Raw genomic sequence first — 17,092 nt, forward strand, 5'->3', positions numbered from 1 at the left:
TCAGTTTTATCGCCCATTCGAGACCTGCCATGACCACCGTCCGCACGCGCATCGCGCCATCGCCTACTGGGGATCCCCACGTCGGCACTGCTTACATCGCCTTGTTCAACTACTGCTTTGCCAAGCAGCACGGCGGTGAATTCATCCTGCGGATCGAAGACACCGATCAACTGCGTTCCACCCGCGAGTCGGAACAGCAGATTTTCGATGCCCTGCGCTGGTTGGGCATTACCTGGGCCGAAGGCCCGGACGTCGGCGGCCCGCACGGCCCGTACCGCCAGAGCGAGCGCAGCGACATCTACAAGCAATACACCCAGCAATTGGTCGACATGGGTCATGCGTTCCCGTGCTTCTGCACCGCGGAAGAACTGGACCAGATGCGCGCCGAACAACAGGCCCGTGGCGAAACCCCACGTTATGATGGCCGCGCGCTGCTGCTGTCGAAAGAAGAAGTGGCCCAGCGCCTGGCCGCCGGCGAGCCTCACGTGATCCGTATGAAGGTGCCGAGCGAAGGCGTGTGCGTGGTGCCGGACATGCTGCGCGGTGACGTCGAGATCCCGTGGGACCGCATGGACATGCAGGTGCTGATGAAGACCGATGGCCTGCCGACATACTTCCTGGCCAACGTGGTCGACGACCACCTGATGGGCATCACCCACGTGCTGCGGGGCGAAGAGTGGCTGCCATCGGCGCCGAAACTGATCCTGCTCTACGAGTATTTCGGCTGGGAGCAACCGCAGCTGTGCTACATGCCGCTGCTGCGTAACCCGGACAAGAGCAAGCTGTCCAAGCGCAAGAACCCGACCTCGGTGACCTTCTACGAGCGTATGGGCTTCATGCCGGAAGCGATGCTCAACTACTTGGGCCGCATGGGCTGGTCGATGCCGGACGAGCGCGAGAAGTTCTCGCTGCAGGAAATGGTCGATAACTTCGACCTGTCCCGCGTGTCGCTCGGCGGACCGATCTTCGACATCGAGAAGCTGTCGTGGCTCAACGGCCAGTGGCTGCGTGACCTGCCGGTGGAAGAATTCGCCAGCCGCGTGCAGCAGTGGGCGTTGAACCCTGAGTACATGATGAAGATCGCGCCGCTGGTGCAGGGCAGGGTGGAGACGTTCAGCCAGGTCGCGCCGTTGGCCAGCTTCTTCTTTGCCGGGGGTGTGAATCCGGATCCTAAGCTGTTTGAGTCGAAGAAACTCTCCGGTGACCAGGTTCGCCAATTGATGCAGTTGATCCTGTGGAAGCTGGAAAGCCTGCGCCAGTGGGAAAAGGATGCGATCACCGCGACGATCCAGGCGGTGGTGGAGTCCCTGGAATTGAAACTGCGCGATGCCATGCCGTTGATGTTTGCCGCGATAACCGGGCAGGCCAGTTCGGTGTCGGTGCTGGATGCAATGGAAATTCTCGGCCCGGACCTGACCCGTTTCCGTCTGCGCCAAGCCCTTGATTTGCTTGGTGGTGTGTCGAAGAAAGAAAACAAAGAGTGGGAAAAGCTGCTAAGCGCTATCGCTTAAGCACGCGGTTGAAACGGCGAAACCCCGGTTTTCCGGGGTTTCGACGGTAAGTGATTGTTATCCCGGCAAAAAATTTTGGAAAATGTTGAAAATAAATTTGACACACTTCCAAAGCGCTATTAAGATTCGCCCCGTCCTCACCGATGAGGGGCTATAGCTCAGCTGGGAGAGCGCTTGCATGGCATGCAAGAGGTCAACGGTTCGATCCCGTTTAGCTCCACCAATTTACAGGTTCAAGGTCTGGCCACACCGTCCTTGAATCGATCAGTTCTCAGCGCTGATCAGTTGTATAGAAGGTTTTGTCCCCTTCGTCTAGTGGCCTAGGACACCGCCCTTTCACGGCGGTAACAGGGGTTCGAGTCCCCTAGGGGACGCCATTTTCAACAAGCAGTTCGCAAGGTCTGCTGCGTCGAAAGACGAAAAATTTGGGGCTATAGCTCAGCTGGGAGAGCGCTTGCATGGCATGCAAGAGGTCAACGGTTCGATCCCGTTTAGCTCCACCAATTTACAGTTCCAAGGTTCCGGCCACACCGTCCTTGGATCGATCAGTCTCAGCCTGATCAGTGTACAGAAGGTTTGTGTCCCCTTCGTCTAGTGGCCTAGGACACCGCCCTTTCACGGCGGTAACAGGGGTTCGAGTCCCCTAGGGGACGCCACGATTACCCGCTTTGCGGGATTTTTAAGGGTCATTCAATTATTGAATGGCCCTTTTGTTTGTCTGGCGTTTGGCCAAATCTTTCCTCCATCCCATTCTTCTCTTCTGACCAGCGGTCATGCCTGTGGCTTGCGAAATATTATTATGGTAATAATATCCAACCCATGAACATCGGAGGCAATGATGAGCGATAAAAAAGCGCAAACCCGCGAACGCATTCTGCAGGCCGCCAGCGCCGCGTTGATCCAGCGCGGTCCGGCCGAACCGAGTGTGGGTGAAGTCATGGGGGCGGCGGGGCTGACCGTCGGTGGTTTCTACGCGCATTTCGAAAGCAAGGACGCGTTGATGCTGGAGGCCTTTACTCAGTTGCTGGCCAAGCGTCGTGCGTCGATTGATGACATGGACGCCCAGTTGACCGGAGAGGAGCGCAGAAGCCTGGTGGCGGCGTTCTACCTGTCACGAAAGCACCGTGACTCTACCGCCCAGGCCTGTCCGATCCCGGCCACCGTCGGCGAAATGAGCCGTCTGCCGGATGAATTCCGCCAAGCGCTGAACGAACACTGCGAGCTGATGGCCGCGCAACTCGCCGCCAGCCCTGAAGACACCGATAAAGCCCTGGCCGACATGGCGCTGATGATCGGTGGCCTGGCCTTGGCCCGCGCCTTGGGGCCGGGTGAGTTGTCTGACCGTGTGCTGCGCGCCGCCAAGTCGGCCGTGCGATAGAAGAGGGCTGTCATGATGGGCACGTTAACCTGGATTCGTCGCTTCAACGGCACCCTGGGGCACCTGGCACCGCAAACGGTGGCCAACAAGATGCGCCGCGCCTTCATGACACCCCGCGACCTGCCGCCGCGTGACTGGGAGCTGCCGCTGTTGGCGCAATCGGAGCGCATCACCTTGCGTTTCGGTTTGTCCGCCTTGCGCTGGGGCCAAGGGCCGGCTGTGTTGCTGATGCACGGTTGGGAAGGACGGCCCACTCAATTCGCCAGCCTGATCACGGCATTGGTCGACAACGGTTACTCAGTGATTGCCCTCGACGGCCCCGCCCATGGCCGTTCGCCAGGGCGTGAAGCCCATGTGCTGCTGTTCGCCCGCGCCATGCTCGAAGCCGCTGCCGAGTTGCCGCCGCTGCATGCGGTGATTGGCCATTCCATGGGCGGCGCCAGTGCGATGCTGGCGGTGCAGTTGGGTTTGCGGACCGAGGCGTTGGTGAGTATTGCCGCACCGTCACGCTTTCTGGATGTGCTGCGGGGCTTCACCAAGATGGTTGGTTTGCCGGCGCGGGCGCGTTCGGCGTTCATCCAGGAGGTTGAGCAGACCTTTGGCATGCCGCTCAAGCATTTGGACGTGGCCCACTACCAGATGAATATCCCTGGCCTGATCGTGCACGCCGAAGACGATACGTTTGTCCCGGTCAAAGCCTCTCAGGCGATTCACGAAGCCTGGTTCGACAGCCGCCTGCTGCGCCTGGAGCAGGGCGGTCATCAGAAAGTGCTGGCTGACCCTCGCGTAATCGACGCTGTGCTGGCGTTGTTCGCCGGCCGTCGTCTACAGGAGCGGCAAACCGCCTGATACACTGCCCCGGTTAAGTTAATCGACTGGGAGCAAGGCATGGGCTGGGATTTGGCAACGCCGTTTATCATCGATCTGCAGGTGGCCCCTGAAGACATCGACGGCCTGGGGCACGCCAACAACGCGGTGTATGTGTCCTGGCTGGAGCGCTGTGCCTGGCGCCACTCCCAGCGCCTGGGCCTGGACCTTACCGAGTATCGCCGCCTGGACCGCGCCATGGCAGTGGTGCGCCATGAGATTGACTACCTGGCCGCCGGCTACGAAGGCGACGAGCTACAACTGGCCACTTGGATCGTCGACTGGGACCAGCGCCTGAAGATGACCCGACGCTTCCAACTGGTCCGTCCGCGTGATGGTGCGACCCTGCTGCGTGCACAAACCACCTTTGTCTGCATCGAACTCTCCACCGGCAAGCCCAAGCGCATGCCCGCTGAGTTTCTCGACGGTTATGGCCCCGCCCTGACAGGGGGTTAACGGTTGCTGTAGGAAACCCAGTAAACTGCGCCACGATTTTTGTTGAGTGTTTTCCATGCAAATTGCTTTGGCGCCCATGGAGGGGTTGGTCGACAACATCCTGCGGGACGTTCTCACCCGTGTCGGCGGTATTGACTGGTGCGTGACCGAGTTCATCCGCGTCAACGACCGCCTGCTTACCCCCGCGTATTTCCATAAGCTCGCCCCGGAACTGCTGCACGGTGCTCACACCGCTGCCGGCGTACCGCTGCGTGTGCAATTGCTCGGCTCCGACCCGGTGTGCCTGGCAGAAAACGCCGCGCTGGCCTGTGAACTGGGTTCGCAGGTCATCGACCTGAACTTCGGCTGCCCGGCCAAGACCGTCAACAAGTCCCGTGGCGGCGCGGTGTTGCTCAAGGAGCCCGAGCTGCTCAACCAGATCGTCGAACACGTGCGCCGCGCGGTGCCTGCCCACATTCCAGTCACTGCCAAGATGCGCCTGGGTTTCGACAGCCCGGACGGCGCCCTGGTCTGCGCCACGGCGCTGGCCGAGGGTGGCGCGGCGCATATCGTGGTGCATGCGCGCACCAAGGCCGATGGCTACAAGCCGCCTGCTCATTGGGAATGGATTCCGAGGGTGCAAGACGTGGTCAAGGTACCAGTGTTCGCCAATGGCGATATCTGGAGCGTCGAAGACTGGAAGCGTTGCCGCGAAGTCAGTGGCGCTGAAGACATCATGCTGGGCCGTGGCCTGGTCGCGCGTCCGGACCTGGCGCGTCAGATCGCTGCCGCGCGGGCGGGTGAGGAAGTCGTCGAGATGACCTGGGCAGACATGCAGCCCATGCTTCAGGATTTCTGGACCCAATCGGTGGCGCAATTGACCGAGCGTCAGGCGCCGGGGCGTTTGAAGCAATGGCTGGCGATGCTCACCCGCAATTATCCAGAGGCGGTAGAGTTGTTTACGCTGATGCGTAGGGAAACCGACCTGGAGCAGGTCGGGCGTTTGCTGGGCATGCCCGCACAGCGTGAACAGTCGGCTGCACTGCAAGATTAGTTTTACATATATAAGTGTTTCATCTGTTGCTGTAAGGGGCGCCGAAAGGTGCCTTTTTTTTGTCTGAAAAGTGCGTTTGGCGTCACCACGCACTGCCTGGGCAAGACTGAAGTGTTTACTTATTTTTTGGTATTTTTTGTGTTGTTGCGAGATATATGCGAGGGCGTATGAATATTTGCCTCGATTGCTACTGATTTTTAATTTTTTAATGTTCTTGGGGGGCGGTTAGGTACTTGTGTGCGCGCATGATTAACATGTTTTTTGATTTTTATATAGCATTGTTGTTTTCTTTAAGTTGCTTTGTTCATGGCGTGTTTCTTTACGTTTCCACTATTGGGGCGGTGTGAGGCGCGTACGGCCTGGGTTTTTCTGCGGATGTCCATAGGCAAAAGCCTCTGGTGGTCATTTGGTTTCCTTATATAAGTCTCGATTGTTCGGAACTCATCTCCGTTACAGCCCACGAATCTTACGAGTTTGTTGAGCTCGCCGTTATTCCACACTTAATGTCAATAATTGTCCCTCTCCTGTCCGTGCGGAGGGTGGCGAAGTTATTAGGAATAAAACATGTCTAATGTCTCGAACAAGCAATTCGCGCCGATGAATACACATTATGCACAGCTTAATCAGTCCTCCATGCAAACTGATAAGTCGATAGAATTTCCTCGGTCTTTGGATAGTGTAAGTAAGTTTCTTAAGGACAGTAGTCCGGCACCAAAAGAAAACAGTGTGCCGATGAATAAGGAGTCGCTGGAAAAGTTGTTTGCCATGTTTGAGTTCGCGGTCAAGGCGATGCGTAGCATGCTGGCTGGCATGGGGGTGTTCCCCAAGCTGCCAGGGGGATTGGACGCGCAATCTCAGGTGAAGCCTGGTTCTGATGTCAAGATAGTTCCGTATGCGAAGACGGAGCAGAAGGTTGCGCCGGGGATGGATACCAAGACGACTGTGCTGCCTGGCACTGATGCCAAGATCGTTCCGGAGACGAAGGCGGAACACAAGGTTGCCCCCGAGGCAGATACCAGAGCACAGGTGACGCCGGGCCCAGAGGTTAAAGTCACGTCCGATGGCCGTACCCAGATGACCACTGCGCATGACGGCAAACACGATGTCCGACCGGCAAGGCTTTCTCTCAGCCCTGTGGATTATAAGAACAAGCTGTCGCCTGATATCAACGTGACGGTGCAGGTCCAAAACTGTCATTGTCCGCATACAGGTGAGAAAGTTGCGCCGCAACCGCCAGTAACGCCAGGGCTTGATAAGCAGCCGTCGCCACAACAGCCAATGACGCCGGCACTTGATAAGCAACCATCGCCACAACCGCCGGTCACCCCACCCACTCCAGACGTTACTAGTCCCGCACCTGATGACTTGGTTGATGATTTCAGTAGCCACTCCCAAACGCGTTTCGACAACCATCGAGCTAACAGGCCCAGCCTCCGCTCACGTTTCTGAGCCCGTTATCTTGATGCGTTAAACATAAACGCTCGCTCCCTGGTCGTGACGACCAGGGGGCACTCAATGAGAGTTAAGTCATGTTATCGATAAGCCATAACCGTGTTGCACCGCCAACGATTGAACCTAACCGTGCAACAGACCTTTCAGTTCGTGCATCGCTTGATTCTGCACGAAGAGAAAATACTCGGGCTGTAACACCTGTTCCTCGCTCAGAGGTGAAGGCTGATGGTTTCAGTAATAACGCGGGCACTTCAGCCTTGCTCAACAAGTTTGAAGAACTGTTCAAGCAGTTTTTCAGCCAACTGCTGGGCCTCTTGCGTGGCGACGTGCATCCGGTTGAGCCGAAAAACAATGATGTACCTGCACCGCCGCGACCTGTGCAACCCACGATCGATACGAAACCCACCGATAAACAAAGTGAACCCATTCCTGAACTTTCCACTAAGCGCAACGGTTCAAAGCCCAGTAATGTCTTCAGCGGTTTCCGTCAGGGTAAGAATGGTAACTGCGTAACAATCTCCGCGATGAAGGCGGCGATGCAAAAGTTTGGACAAAGTCCTAAGGATATTTATAAATCTGTCGAGAAAACCGCGGATGGATTTAAAGTCGTGATGCGTGATGACGTGACTGTAAAACTCAGCAAGGCGGAGCTGGAGAGTGCGATTCGCGGTTCAAACTTTGTCGGGTTGAATGATCCTGGAATGCTCAAGGATGCGCACTTTCTGTTTGCATGTTCTGCCAAGCGAGCGCAAAACGAGAATAACGACGGGCGAGCAAGTAGAAGTTTTGAAGCCGCCATAAGAAGCCTCAACGATGGTGAGGATGAGTGGGGGCCGGGAGAGGGCTTCAAACGTCTGGGGCTAAAGGATCATATGACGCGCGTATCGGTGCGTGACTTTGTCACTGACAAATCTTTGATTGGCATGGTCAATCGGCGCGGGCACTCAGTGGCTGTCGTGGAGGGGAGTGAGGAGCTCTATGGGCGCAAAAGTGGCCGGCCCACAGGTGGGGACGCCATTGCTTTGATTGACCGCAAAGTTTGATCAGGCATTTCTAACGAGCTCGTCCAACTTTTCAATAACAGAGTGAACGATATGAGTACGTTTGCAACTGGATCTTTCGCGCGCTCAAATCCCGTGGCAGCGCCGTTGTCGAACAACTTGGAAACCTCTCGCATCCCGGCGTTTGATGCGCCGGAGCGGAGTTTCGGTGAGCATTTCAACGCGAGCTCACACAGCGCGGTCATCAAGTTGATGATGCTCACGTTTGGCCCGCGCCCTACCGATTTATTCAATGATGTAAGGGGCAACAGCGAGGGTTATGACGTGACCATGAAAGATGGCTATCGATTGCATCTTTCCGGGCAGGAGTTGCAGCAGGCGGCTGCTGCATCGCGTTTTGCCGGTCATGACGCGGGGGTATTGAACACCGCTAATTTCATGCTGGCTGCGTTCGTCAAACGCAAGCATCTGCGCAACGCAGACGCTGCTGGCCTGCCAGGTTTTGCGTCGGTCCTGACTCGAACCCTGCAGGGTGAAACGCCTTTTAGCATACTCAAAGGGCTGGGGCTGTCTGGCCAGATTCAATATGTACCCACTGCCTCGGTTGTCAGCACAGGCGGAAAGGGAGTGGCTGACAGTTGGGATCTTGGTGGTTCTCTGATTCATGGTGGCATGGCTCACCAGTTGGGCAGGGCGAGTTTGCCTGACCGTAGCTACACGTATGTGCTGGTGCACGATAGCACGCCGAAGCCCCGCATCATCCCGGCGGTCGTCACTCCGATCGTCGAGCCAAAAGTTGACCTGGCCACGACGAGTGCCCGCCCCGAGGCTGCCGAGGTTTTGCGTGGTTTCACTGAGGCCGAGCGAAATTTCGGTGACGTATCTGAGATGAGCAGCTATGTCTCTGTGATCAAGATGATGATGCTCAGGTTCGGTCGTTCGCCCTCCGACATGTTTGAAAAGGTCGAGGTCGTTGAGAATGGGTACAGCGTCACTATGAAAGATGGTTTTGACGTGAAGTTGTCAAAGGAGGAGTTGCGGCGCACTGCCGAAGCCTCCCGGTTTACTGGCCCTGACGCGCAAATGGTCGCCGATGCCAATTTCATGCTGGCAGCCTATGTCAAGCGCAAACAAGTTAATAGTAATGTCCCGTTTGATACGGCGTTATCGAGCTCCTTGCAGGGAGCACACGTTTACGGCCTCTTGAAGGGGATGGGGGTGATCGGCTTTTTGCGGATGGTGTCACCCGACAAACTGCTCGAACCTTACAGCGTCGGTGTCACCGATACCCATAGCTATGCAGGTGCATTGGTAGTGAATGGCATCAAACATAGCGGCAACAAGAAGGAGGCCGTCGGTAAAAGCTACGGCTACCAGCTGGCTGCGGACTTACCCGTCAACCACAGCGGCAGGCCTGCGCAGTTCCCGGCTGCGCCTGTCGGCGTCAAGCCCGACAATATTTGGAGCGGTTTCTATCAGGGCGTGGAGGGTAATTGCGTCACAGTGTCGGCGATCAAGGCTGCGATGATGAGGTACGGGCAAAACCCTCTTGGAATATTTAAGCGTGTCACTGAATCGCCAGAAGGTTTCACCATCACCATGCGCGACTCTTGCACGGTTCGGCTTACCCGTGCCGAGCTGGAAATGGCACGGGCGGCTGCCAACTTCCATGGTGAGGATAAAGGCCTGGTTGACGATGCTATCTTCCTTTACGCGGCGAGCGCCAAGCGTGCTCAACTGGAGAATCACGAATTCCGCGCGGGCGCCGGTTTTGACGCCGCCCTGAAAACGCTGAACGACGGTGAGGTTCCTGGCGATGCGTTGCGCCGCCTCGGCTTGTACGCCTTTACCCGCCCCAGCAGCGTGCAGGAACTGGCATCAGGTGTGCCAGGCACCTTGGCGAACTTTAGGCACTCGGTGGTCGTGGTAGAGGGTGCCATGGATGAATATGGGGTCAAACGCGATTTGCAAGGCTCGGACTGGATGCAACAGGGCGGTCACGCCTTGAAACTGGTTTAACCCCGGCCATCTCCCGCGAGCAAACGCTCCCGGAATCCAGTTATGGGCAGTGGCCGGCTGTGCAGATACCCTTGGTACAAATGGCAACCCAGGCCCTGCAGGAAGGCGAGTTGGTCCTGGGTTTCCACGCCTTCGGCAATCACCTCCAGGTTCAGGCTGCGGGCCATGGCGACAATGGCGCGGATGATCTCGGCGTCGTTGGGGTCATGGGTCGCATCGCGCACAAAGGACTGGTCAATCTTCAGCGCATCCACCGGCAGGCGCTTGAGGTAGGTCAGCGATGAATAGCCGGTACCGAAGTCATCCATCGCAAAGCTCACGCCGAGTTTTTTCAAGCGGCGCATTTTGCTGATGGTGTCGTCCAGGTTCTGGATCACGATGCCCTCGGTGATTTCCAGTTTCAACAGGCTGAACGGCAGCTCGTGCTGCTTGAGGCTGCGCTCTACCCGCTCCACGAAGTCGTTCTGGCGGAACTGCCGGGGGCTGATGTTCACGCACAGGCTGAAATTCAGCGGGTCGACCAAGCCTTCTGCAATCAGCTGTTGGAAGGCCGCGCAGGCTTCATCCAGGATCCAGGTGCCGACTTCAAGGATCAGGCCGCTGTCCTCCAGCACCTTGATGAATTCGGAGGGCGATTGCGCACCCAGTTGCGGATGCTGCCAGCGCACCAGGGCCTCGGCGCCGACGATCCGGTTACCACGCGCGTCCACCTGCGGTTGGTAATGCACGCTGAACTCGCCGCGCGACAGGGCCAGGCGCAGATCGGTCTCCATGCGCAGGCGTTCGCTGGCAGTTTTTTGCATGCTGTTGTGGAACATCTGCGTGGTGTTACGCCCTGAGTCCTTGGCGCGGTACAGGGCGATATCGGCGCGCTTGAGCAAGTCCGCCGGCGTGGAGCCGTGATCGGGAATCAACGCCACGCCAATGCTCGGCGTGACTTGCAAACGATGGCCATCCAGGAACATCGGTTCCGAAAGCAGTTCACGCAAGGTGTCGGCCAGTTCCTGGACCTGACGGCTGACTTCCGTGCGCGTGCCATCCAGGCCGCTGAGCAGCACCACGAACTCATCGCCACCCAGGCGCGCCACGGTGTCTTCCATGCGCACGCTGGCTTCCAGGCGGGCGGTGACGATCTTCAGCACCGTGTCGCCCACCGGATGGCCGAGGGAATCGTTGATGTGCTTGAAGTGGTCGAGGTCGAGGAACAACAGCGCGCCGCGCAGGTTATGCCGCTTGAGCAGGGCGATCTGTTGGCTCAGGCGGTCCATCAACAAGGCGCGATTGGGCAGGTTGGTCAGCGGGTCGTGGTAGGCCAGATGGCGGATCTGCGCTTGGGCATTTTTCAGCAGACTCACGTCCCGCGCGGTCAACAGCAGGCACGGGGTTTCATTCAGGGTGATGGGCTCTACCGAGACTTCCACCGCCAGCAACTCGCCGCGTTTGTTGTGCCAGAGCATTTCCAAGTGATGGATGCGGCCCTTGATCTGCAATTCGGCCAGCAGCGCGGCGCGTTGATTCTCGTCGGCCCAGATGCCGATCTGGTAGAGGGTCAGGCCAATGGCTTCCTCGGCGCGATAGCCGGTCAGGCGACAGAAACCATCGTTGACCTCCACATAGCGGCCGGTGTCGCGCTCAGTGATGGAAATCGCATCGGGGCTGGAATGAAAGGCCTTGGCAAATTTCTCTTCGCTGGCCTTGAGCGCAGCTTCCGAGCGTTGTTGCTGAGTGATGTCGCGCAAGGTGGTGACGATACATGGCTGGTCACCGACTTTGATCAAACGGCTGGAAATCACACAGGTCAGCGCCTGGCCGTTCTTGTGATGCACCACGATCGCCACATTGCTCAGCGCCTGCTCGCGGATCACCCTCTCGATCCGTTGCAGGCGCTTGCTGGATTCGTCCCACAGGCCGATCTGCTCGGCACTCTTGTCGATCACTTCGGCGGCCGTCCAGCCAAAGGTCTGGGTGAACGCGGGGTTGATCTCGATAAACGCACCGCTGTCCAGGCCGGTGACGCAGATCGGGTCGGGGCTGGCTTGAAAGAGGCTGGCGAATTTTTCTTCGGAGGCGGTCAGGCGCTGTTCGCGTTCGACCTGGTCGGTGATGTCGAGCAAGGTGCCGGCCATGCGCAGCGGCGCGCCGTGTTCATCGCGGTACAGGCGCGCGCGGCTTTCGAGGTAGCGTGAGCTGCCGTCCTCCATGGGCACGCGGTAAGTCAGTTGGTAGTTGCCGGCCGGGCCCTCACGCAGGGTGCGGTAGGCATTGCGCATGCTATCGCGCTCGTCATCGGGCATGCCTTCGAAGAACGCATCGAACGACTCATGGAAGGGTTCCGGCGGCAGGCCGTGCAATTGGGCGGCGCGGGCCGAGCCATAGAGCATGCCGGTCGGGATGTGCCAGTCCCAGGTGCCCAGTTGCGCCGAGTCCAGGGCCAGGTCGAGGCGTTCCTGGCTGTCCTTGAGGGCTTGCTCGGCGTTTTTGCGCTCGGTGGTGTCCAGGAATGTGCTGATCAGGTAGGCCTCTCCCTCCAGCTCGACCTTTTGCGCGCTGAGGGTACCGTCGTGGATCTGGCCGTTACTGGCGCAAAACTGCACCTCCATGGTGATCGGCTCGCCCTTGCGTTGGGTGGCTTTGACCAACTGCACGCGTTGCTCCGGGTGACGCCACAGGCCGAGGTCCAGGGTGGTGCGGCCGATGGCGTCGGCGAGCGGCCAGCCGAACAGCATTTCGAAGTACTGGTTGGCCTCGCTGATCAGGCCGTCGGCCTGGCGGGTCAGCAGGACCATGTTCGGGCACAGGTGGAACAACGTGGCGAAGCGTTTTTCGGAGTGGCTGAGGGCGGTTTCTCGGTCGCGCTGGTGGGTGATCTCGCGGATCACTCCGATCATGCGGCGCCGCCCGGTCTTGTCCGGCGCCAGGCTGCCGTTGATTTCCAGCCAATGAAGGCTGCCATCCGGCCATTGGATACGGTGATGCATGGCCTGTTCGAACGGCTCGCCCGCCAGCACCGCATGGAACGCCCGCACCACACGAGCACTGTCTTCGGGGGCCAGCAGGTCGAGGTAGTCCAGGTCCTTGGGCAGTGGCTGGCGCGGATCAAAGCCGAACAACGCCTGGGTGCCCCGCGACCAACTGATGCGCCCGGTGTCGATTTCCCAGCACCATGCTCCCAGCCTGGCAGCATTGAGCGCTGCCAGCAATTGCGGGGCGCTGTCCCAGCTTTGTTCCGCCGCTTGAGGGTCAAGGGCGTAGATGCGGGGCAGGGGTGGCACGGAATCGACGGGGTTGCGCATTATCAAAGGGCCTTGGCTCAATGGGCGTTCGGCGCGGATTTATTCAGGCCTGGAGGCCGCACAGCTTCATGCCGGTATCCCTGGCAGATCGACCTGTGCATCCAATAGGCTCATGAAAGCCCGCGCAGCGTTCGACAGCGTCCTTTCGGTGTGCACGATATAGCCTAGCTGGCGACTGAGCTGTATGCCCGGCAAAGCGATACTTGCCACCTGATCATCCAGCATAGTGCGCGGCAACACGCTCCAGGCCAGGCCGATCGACACCATCATCTTGATGGTTTCCAGATAGTTAGTGCTCATCGCGATGTTCGGCGTGAGGCCCTGGGCTTCGAACAACCGGCTGACAATATGGTGGGTAAAGGTGTTGCCACCGGGGAAAACGGCGGGGTGGCCGGCAATATCGGCCAGGCTGATGCTGCCGTTGCTGATCAGGCTGTGCTCCGGCGCGACCACGAAATCCAGCGGGTCATCCCAAACCGGGGTGGCGCGCACCAGGTTGTGAGGATCGGGCGCCAGCGTGATCACCGCCACTTCGGCGCGGCCATGGAGGATTTCTTCGTAGGCCACTTCCGAATCGAGGAACTGAATATCCAGCGCCACATTCGGGTATTCCCGGGTAAAAGTGCGCAGCACCGGCGGCAAGCGATGCAGGCCGATGTGGTGACTGGTGGCCAGGGTCAGGCGGCCGCTGACTTCGCCGGTCAGGTTGGTCAGGGCGCGACGCGTGTCGTCCAGCACGTTGAGAATCTGATAAGCCCGTGGCAGCAAGGCCCGGCCGGCCTCGGTCAAGCCGACTTCACGGCCCAGGCGGTCGAACAAACGCACCTTTAATTGCTGCTCCAGACCGGCGATGCGCTTGCTGATGGCCGGTTGGGTCAAGTGCAGGCGTTCACCGGCGCCGGAGAAGCTGCCGGTCTCGGCGATGGCAATAAAGGCGTTGAGGTTGGCCAAGTCCATTGTGGTATTCCAGTTGGTAATCCAAAGCATAAAAAATATGAATTTGAGTTATTTAATGTAGCGCCATACCATCAGCCTCACAAGCCAAAGGGTTATTGAAAAGCCCGGCATAGAGAAACACCGCTGATGAGGACCGACTGATGGCCGGCAAAACGCTTTACGACAAGCTTTGGGATTCCCATGAAGTGAAACGGCGCGACGATGGCTCGTCGCTGATCTATATCGACCGTCACATCATCCATGAAGTGACCTCGCCCCAAGCGTTCGAAGGCTTGCGACTGGCCGGGCGCAAGCCTTGGCGCGTCGACTCCATCATCGCCACCCCCGACCACAACGTACCGACCACGCCTGAGCGCAAGGGCGGCATCGAAGCCATTGCCGACCAGGTGTCGCGTCTGCAGGTACAGACCCTCGACGACTACTGCGACGAATATGGCATTACTGAATTCAAGATGAATGACGTGCGTCAAGGCATCGTGCACGTGATCGGCCCGGAGCAGGGCGCCACCTTGCCGGGCATGACCGTGGTCTGCGGTGATTCGCACACCTCCACCCACGGTGCCTTTGGCGCCTTGGCCCATGGCATCGGCACGTCCGAGGTGGAACATGTGTTCGCCACCCAGTGCCTGGTTGCCAAGAAAATGAAGAACATGCTGGTTCGCGTTGAGGGCAAATTGCCGTTCGGCGTGACCGCCAAAGACATTGTGCTGGCTGTGATCGGCAAAATCGGCACCGCCGGCGGTAATGGCCATGCCATCGAGTTCGCCGGCAGCGCCATTCGCGACCTGTCCATCGAAGGCCGCATGACCATCTGCAACATGTCCATTGAAGCCGGAGCCCGTGTGGGCATGGTGGCGGCGGACGAAAAGACCGTTGAATACGTTAAAGGTCGTCCATTTGCACCTGCGGGTGCTGATTGGGACGCCGCCGTTGAAGCCTGGAAAGACCTGGTCTCCGATGCCGACGCGGTGTTCGACACCGTGGTCGAACTCGACGCAACCCAGATCAAGCCACAAGTCAGCTGGGGCACGTCGCCGGAAATGGTCCTGGCCGTTGACCAGAACGTGCCGGACCCGGCCAAAGAGGCCGATCTGGTCAAGCGTGGTTCCATCGAGCGCGCCTTGAAGTACATGGGTTTGCAGGCCAACCAGGCGATCACCGACATTCAGTTGGACCGCGTGTTCATCGGCTCCTGCACCAACTCGCGGATCGAAGACCTGCGCGCCGCAGCCGTCATCGCCAAGGGCCGCAAAGTGGCGTCGACCATCAAGCAAGCCATCGTGGTGCCAGGCTCCGGTCTGGTTAAAGCCCAGGCTGAAGCCGAGGGCCTTGACAAGATTTTCCTCGAAGCCGGTTTTGAATGGCGTGAGCCGGGCTGCTCGATGTGCCTGGCGATGAACCCGGACCGTTTGGAATCGGGCGAGCATTGCGCGTCTACGTCCAACCGTAACTTCGAAGGGCGTCAGGGCGCCGGTGGGCGTACCCACCTGGTCAGCCCGGCCATGGCCGCTGCGGCGGCCGTCAACGGTCGTTTCATCGACGTTCGCGAATTGATCTGAGGAATACCCGATGCGTGCTTTTACTCAACACACCGGCCTTGTCGCCCCTTTGGATCGCGCCAACGTCGACACCGACCAGATCATCCCCAAGCAGTTCTTGAAGTCGATCAAGCGCACCGGGTTCGGCCCGAACCTGTTCGACGAGTGGCGCTACCTGGACGTGGGCTACGCCTACCAGGACAACTCCAAGCGCCCGCTGAACAAGGACTTCGTGCTCAACGCCGAACGTTACCAAGGCGCCAGCGTACTGCTGGCCCGCGAGAACTTCGGTTGCGGCTCCAGCCGTGAACACGCGCCGTGGGCCCTGGAAGAATATGGCTTTCGCAGCATCATCGCGCCGAGTTATGCCGACATCTTCTTCAACAACAGCTTCAAGAACGGCCTGTTGCCGATCATCTTGACCGACGCAGAAGTCGACGAGCTGTTCAAGCAGGTGGAAGCCGAAGAGGGCTACCAACTGACCGTCGACCTGGCCGCGCAAACCGTGACCCGTCCAGACGGCAAGGTGTATCACTTTGAAGTGGATGCGTTCCGTAAGCACTGCCTGATCAACGGCTTGGACGACATCGGCCTGACCTTGCAGGACGGCGATGCGATTGCCGCGTTTGAAGCCAAGCACCGGGCGAGCCAGCCTTGGTTGTTTCGCGACGCGTAAACCCTGTAGGAGCGAGCTTGCTCGCGAAAAATTCAAGAGCGCCGCGTTCATTCAGGATTCGAGCGTCATCGTTGACGACCTTCGCGAGCAAGCTCGCTCCTACAAAAGCACCACCCTTGAGGAGCTTTCCATGACCACCACCGCCCACACCCAAGTCGTGCAAAAACAATTCGGCGAGCAAGCCTCCGCCTACCTGAGCAGTGCCGTGCACGCCCAAGGCACCGAATTCGCGCTGCTGCAGGCCGAACTGGCCGGGCAGGGCGCTGCACGACTGCTGGATTTGGGCTGCGGTGCCGGTCATGTCAGTTTCCATGTGGCGCCTCTGGTAAAAGAAGTGGTGGCCTACGACCTGTCCCAGCAGATGCTCGACGTAGTCGCCGCTGCGGCGACAGATCGGGGTCTGGGTAACATCCGCACCGTCCACGGCGCCGCCGAACGCCTGCCATTCGCCGATGGCGAGTTCGACTTCGTGTTCAGCCGTTATTCGGCCCACCACTGGAGCGACCTCGGCCTGGCCCTGCGCGAAGTGCGCTGCGTACTCAAACCGGGCGGTGTGGCGGCGTTCGTCGACGTCTTGTCACCGGGCAGCCCGCTGTTGGACACTTACCTGCAAACCGTCGAAGTGCTGCGTGACACCAGCCACGTGCGTGATTATTCCGCCGCCGAGTGGATGCAGCAGCTCAGCGAGTCTGGCCTGCATGTGCGCACCAGCAGTCGCCAGCGTCTGCGCCTGGAATACACCTCGTGGGTCGAGCGCATGCGCACGCCAGCAGTACTGCGCGCTGCCATCCTTGAGTTGCAGAAGGCGATGGGCCAGGAAGTGCGCGATTATTACGAAATTCAGGCCGACGGCACCTTCAGCACCGACGTGCTGGTGGTCTTTGCCGAACGCTGATTGATTTTTCCCGACC

Annotated in this window: 13 protein-coding genes and 4 tRNA genes; 15 read left to right on the forward strand and 2 right to left on the reverse strand. The window is 58.9% G+C overall.

Going from position 1 to position 17,092, the window contains the following annotated elements; translation table 11 throughout:
- Positions 1-29: 29 nt before the first annotated feature.
- From gltX to HX793_RS11645, 12 genes are all read left to right on the forward strand, one after another.
- On the forward strand, positions 30-1,511 hold the full coding sequence (gene gltX / locus HX793_RS11590; RefSeq protein WP_177052950.1) for a glutamate--tRNA ligase: 1,482 nt from the start codon (positions 30-32) through the stop codon (positions 1,509-1,511).
- Between the two features lie 147 nt (positions 1,512-1,658).
- Positions 1,659-1,734: transfer RNA gene (locus tag HX793_RS11595), tRNA-Ala, on the forward strand.
- A 78-nt stretch (positions 1,735-1,812) separates the two neighbouring features.
- A tRNA-Glu gene (locus HX793_RS11600) sits at positions 1,813-1,888 on the forward strand.
- Between the two features lie 50 nt (positions 1,889-1,938).
- Positions 1,939-2,014 (forward strand) — tRNA-Ala (locus HX793_RS11605).
- Positions 2,015-2,091: 77 nt separating this feature from the next.
- Positions 2,092-2,167 (forward strand) — tRNA-Glu (locus HX793_RS11610).
- Between the two features lie 182 nt (positions 2,168-2,349).
- Positions 2,350-2,889, forward strand: coding sequence for a TetR/AcrR family transcriptional regulator (locus HX793_RS11615; protein WP_010209050.1), 540 nt, complete (start codon positions 2,350-2,352; stop codon positions 2,887-2,889).
- Positions 2,890-2,904: 15 nt separating this feature from the next.
- Entirely contained in the window at positions 2,905-3,738 is an 834-nt protein-coding gene (locus HX793_RS11620) for an alpha/beta hydrolase (RefSeq protein ID WP_177052972.1), read from the forward strand.
- Positions 3,739-3,777: 39 nt separating this feature from the next.
- Positions 3,778-4,212: an acyl-CoA thioesterase gene (locus HX793_RS11625; RefSeq protein ID WP_033901813.1), complete on the forward strand. Its 435-nt coding sequence runs from the start codon at positions 3,778-3,780 to the stop codon at positions 4,210-4,212.
- Between the two features lie 55 nt (positions 4,213-4,267).
- The gene (locus HX793_RS11630; protein ID WP_095016956.1) at positions 4,268-5,245 is read left to right on the forward strand and encodes a tRNA dihydrouridine synthase; all 978 of its coding nucleotides are present in this window, start codon (positions 4,268-4,270) and stop codon (positions 5,243-5,245) included.
- Positions 5,246-5,809: 564 nt separating this feature from the next.
- Complete coding sequence (locus HX793_RS11635) at positions 5,810-6,694, forward strand: hypothetical protein (RefSeq protein ID WP_177052949.1); 885 nt, start codon at positions 5,810-5,812, stop codon at positions 6,692-6,694.
- An 80-nt stretch (positions 6,695-6,774) separates the two neighbouring features.
- Complete coding sequence (locus HX793_RS11640; RefSeq protein ID WP_256348364.1) at positions 6,775-7,740, forward strand: hypothetical protein; 966 nt, start codon at positions 6,775-6,777, stop codon at positions 7,738-7,740.
- Between the two features lie 51 nt (positions 7,741-7,791).
- Positions 7,792-9,717: a hypothetical protein gene (locus HX793_RS11645; protein ID WP_177052948.1), complete on the forward strand. Its 1,926-nt coding sequence runs from the start codon at positions 7,792-7,794 to the stop codon at positions 9,715-9,717.
- Here the strand turns inward: HX793_RS11645 and HX793_RS11650 are convergent.
- Positions 9,714-13,010 (reverse strand): EAL domain-containing protein, encoded by a 3,297-nt coding sequence (locus HX793_RS11650; RefSeq protein ID WP_177052947.1) that lies wholly within the window; start codon positions 13,008-13,010, stop codon positions 9,714-9,716. The genes HX793_RS11645 and HX793_RS11650 overlap by 4 nt on opposite strands.
- Positions 13,011-13,076: 66 nt before the next feature.
- Positions 13,077-13,967: a LysR family transcriptional regulator gene (locus tag HX793_RS11655; RefSeq protein WP_038845586.1), complete on the reverse strand. Its 891-nt coding sequence runs from the start codon at positions 13,965-13,967 to the stop codon at positions 13,077-13,079.
- A 140-nt stretch (positions 13,968-14,107) separates the two neighbouring features.
- Between HX793_RS11655 and leuC the strand changes: the two genes are divergently transcribed.
- The 3 genes from leuC to HX793_RS11670 all read left to right on the forward strand — a co-directional run bounded on the left by leuC (position 14,108) and on the right by HX793_RS11670 (position 17,076).
- Positions 14,108-15,526, forward strand: a complete 1,419-nt coding sequence (leuC, locus tag HX793_RS11660) for a 3-isopropylmalate dehydratase large subunit (RefSeq protein ID WP_016976623.1) — start codon at positions 14,108-14,110, stop codon at positions 15,524-15,526.
- Between the two features lie 10 nt (positions 15,527-15,536).
- Positions 15,537-16,181 carry a 3-isopropylmalate dehydratase small subunit gene (gene leuD, locus HX793_RS11665; RefSeq protein ID WP_033901804.1) on the forward strand — a complete coding sequence of 215 codons (645 nt, stop codon included), beginning with the start codon at positions 15,537-15,539 and terminating at the stop codon, positions 16,179-16,181.
- Positions 16,182-16,311: 130 nt separating this feature from the next.
- Positions 16,312-17,076, forward strand: coding sequence for a class I SAM-dependent methyltransferase (locus tag HX793_RS11670; RefSeq protein WP_177095551.1), 765 nt, complete (start codon positions 16,312-16,314; stop codon positions 17,074-17,076).
- Positions 17,077-17,092 lie beyond the last annotated feature (16 nt).

The sequence above is a fragment of the Pseudomonas reactans genome, from assembly GCF_013387025.1.
Taxonomy (GTDB): Bacteria; Pseudomonadota; Gammaproteobacteria; order Pseudomonadales; family Pseudomonadaceae; genus Aquipseudomonas; species Aquipseudomonas reactans.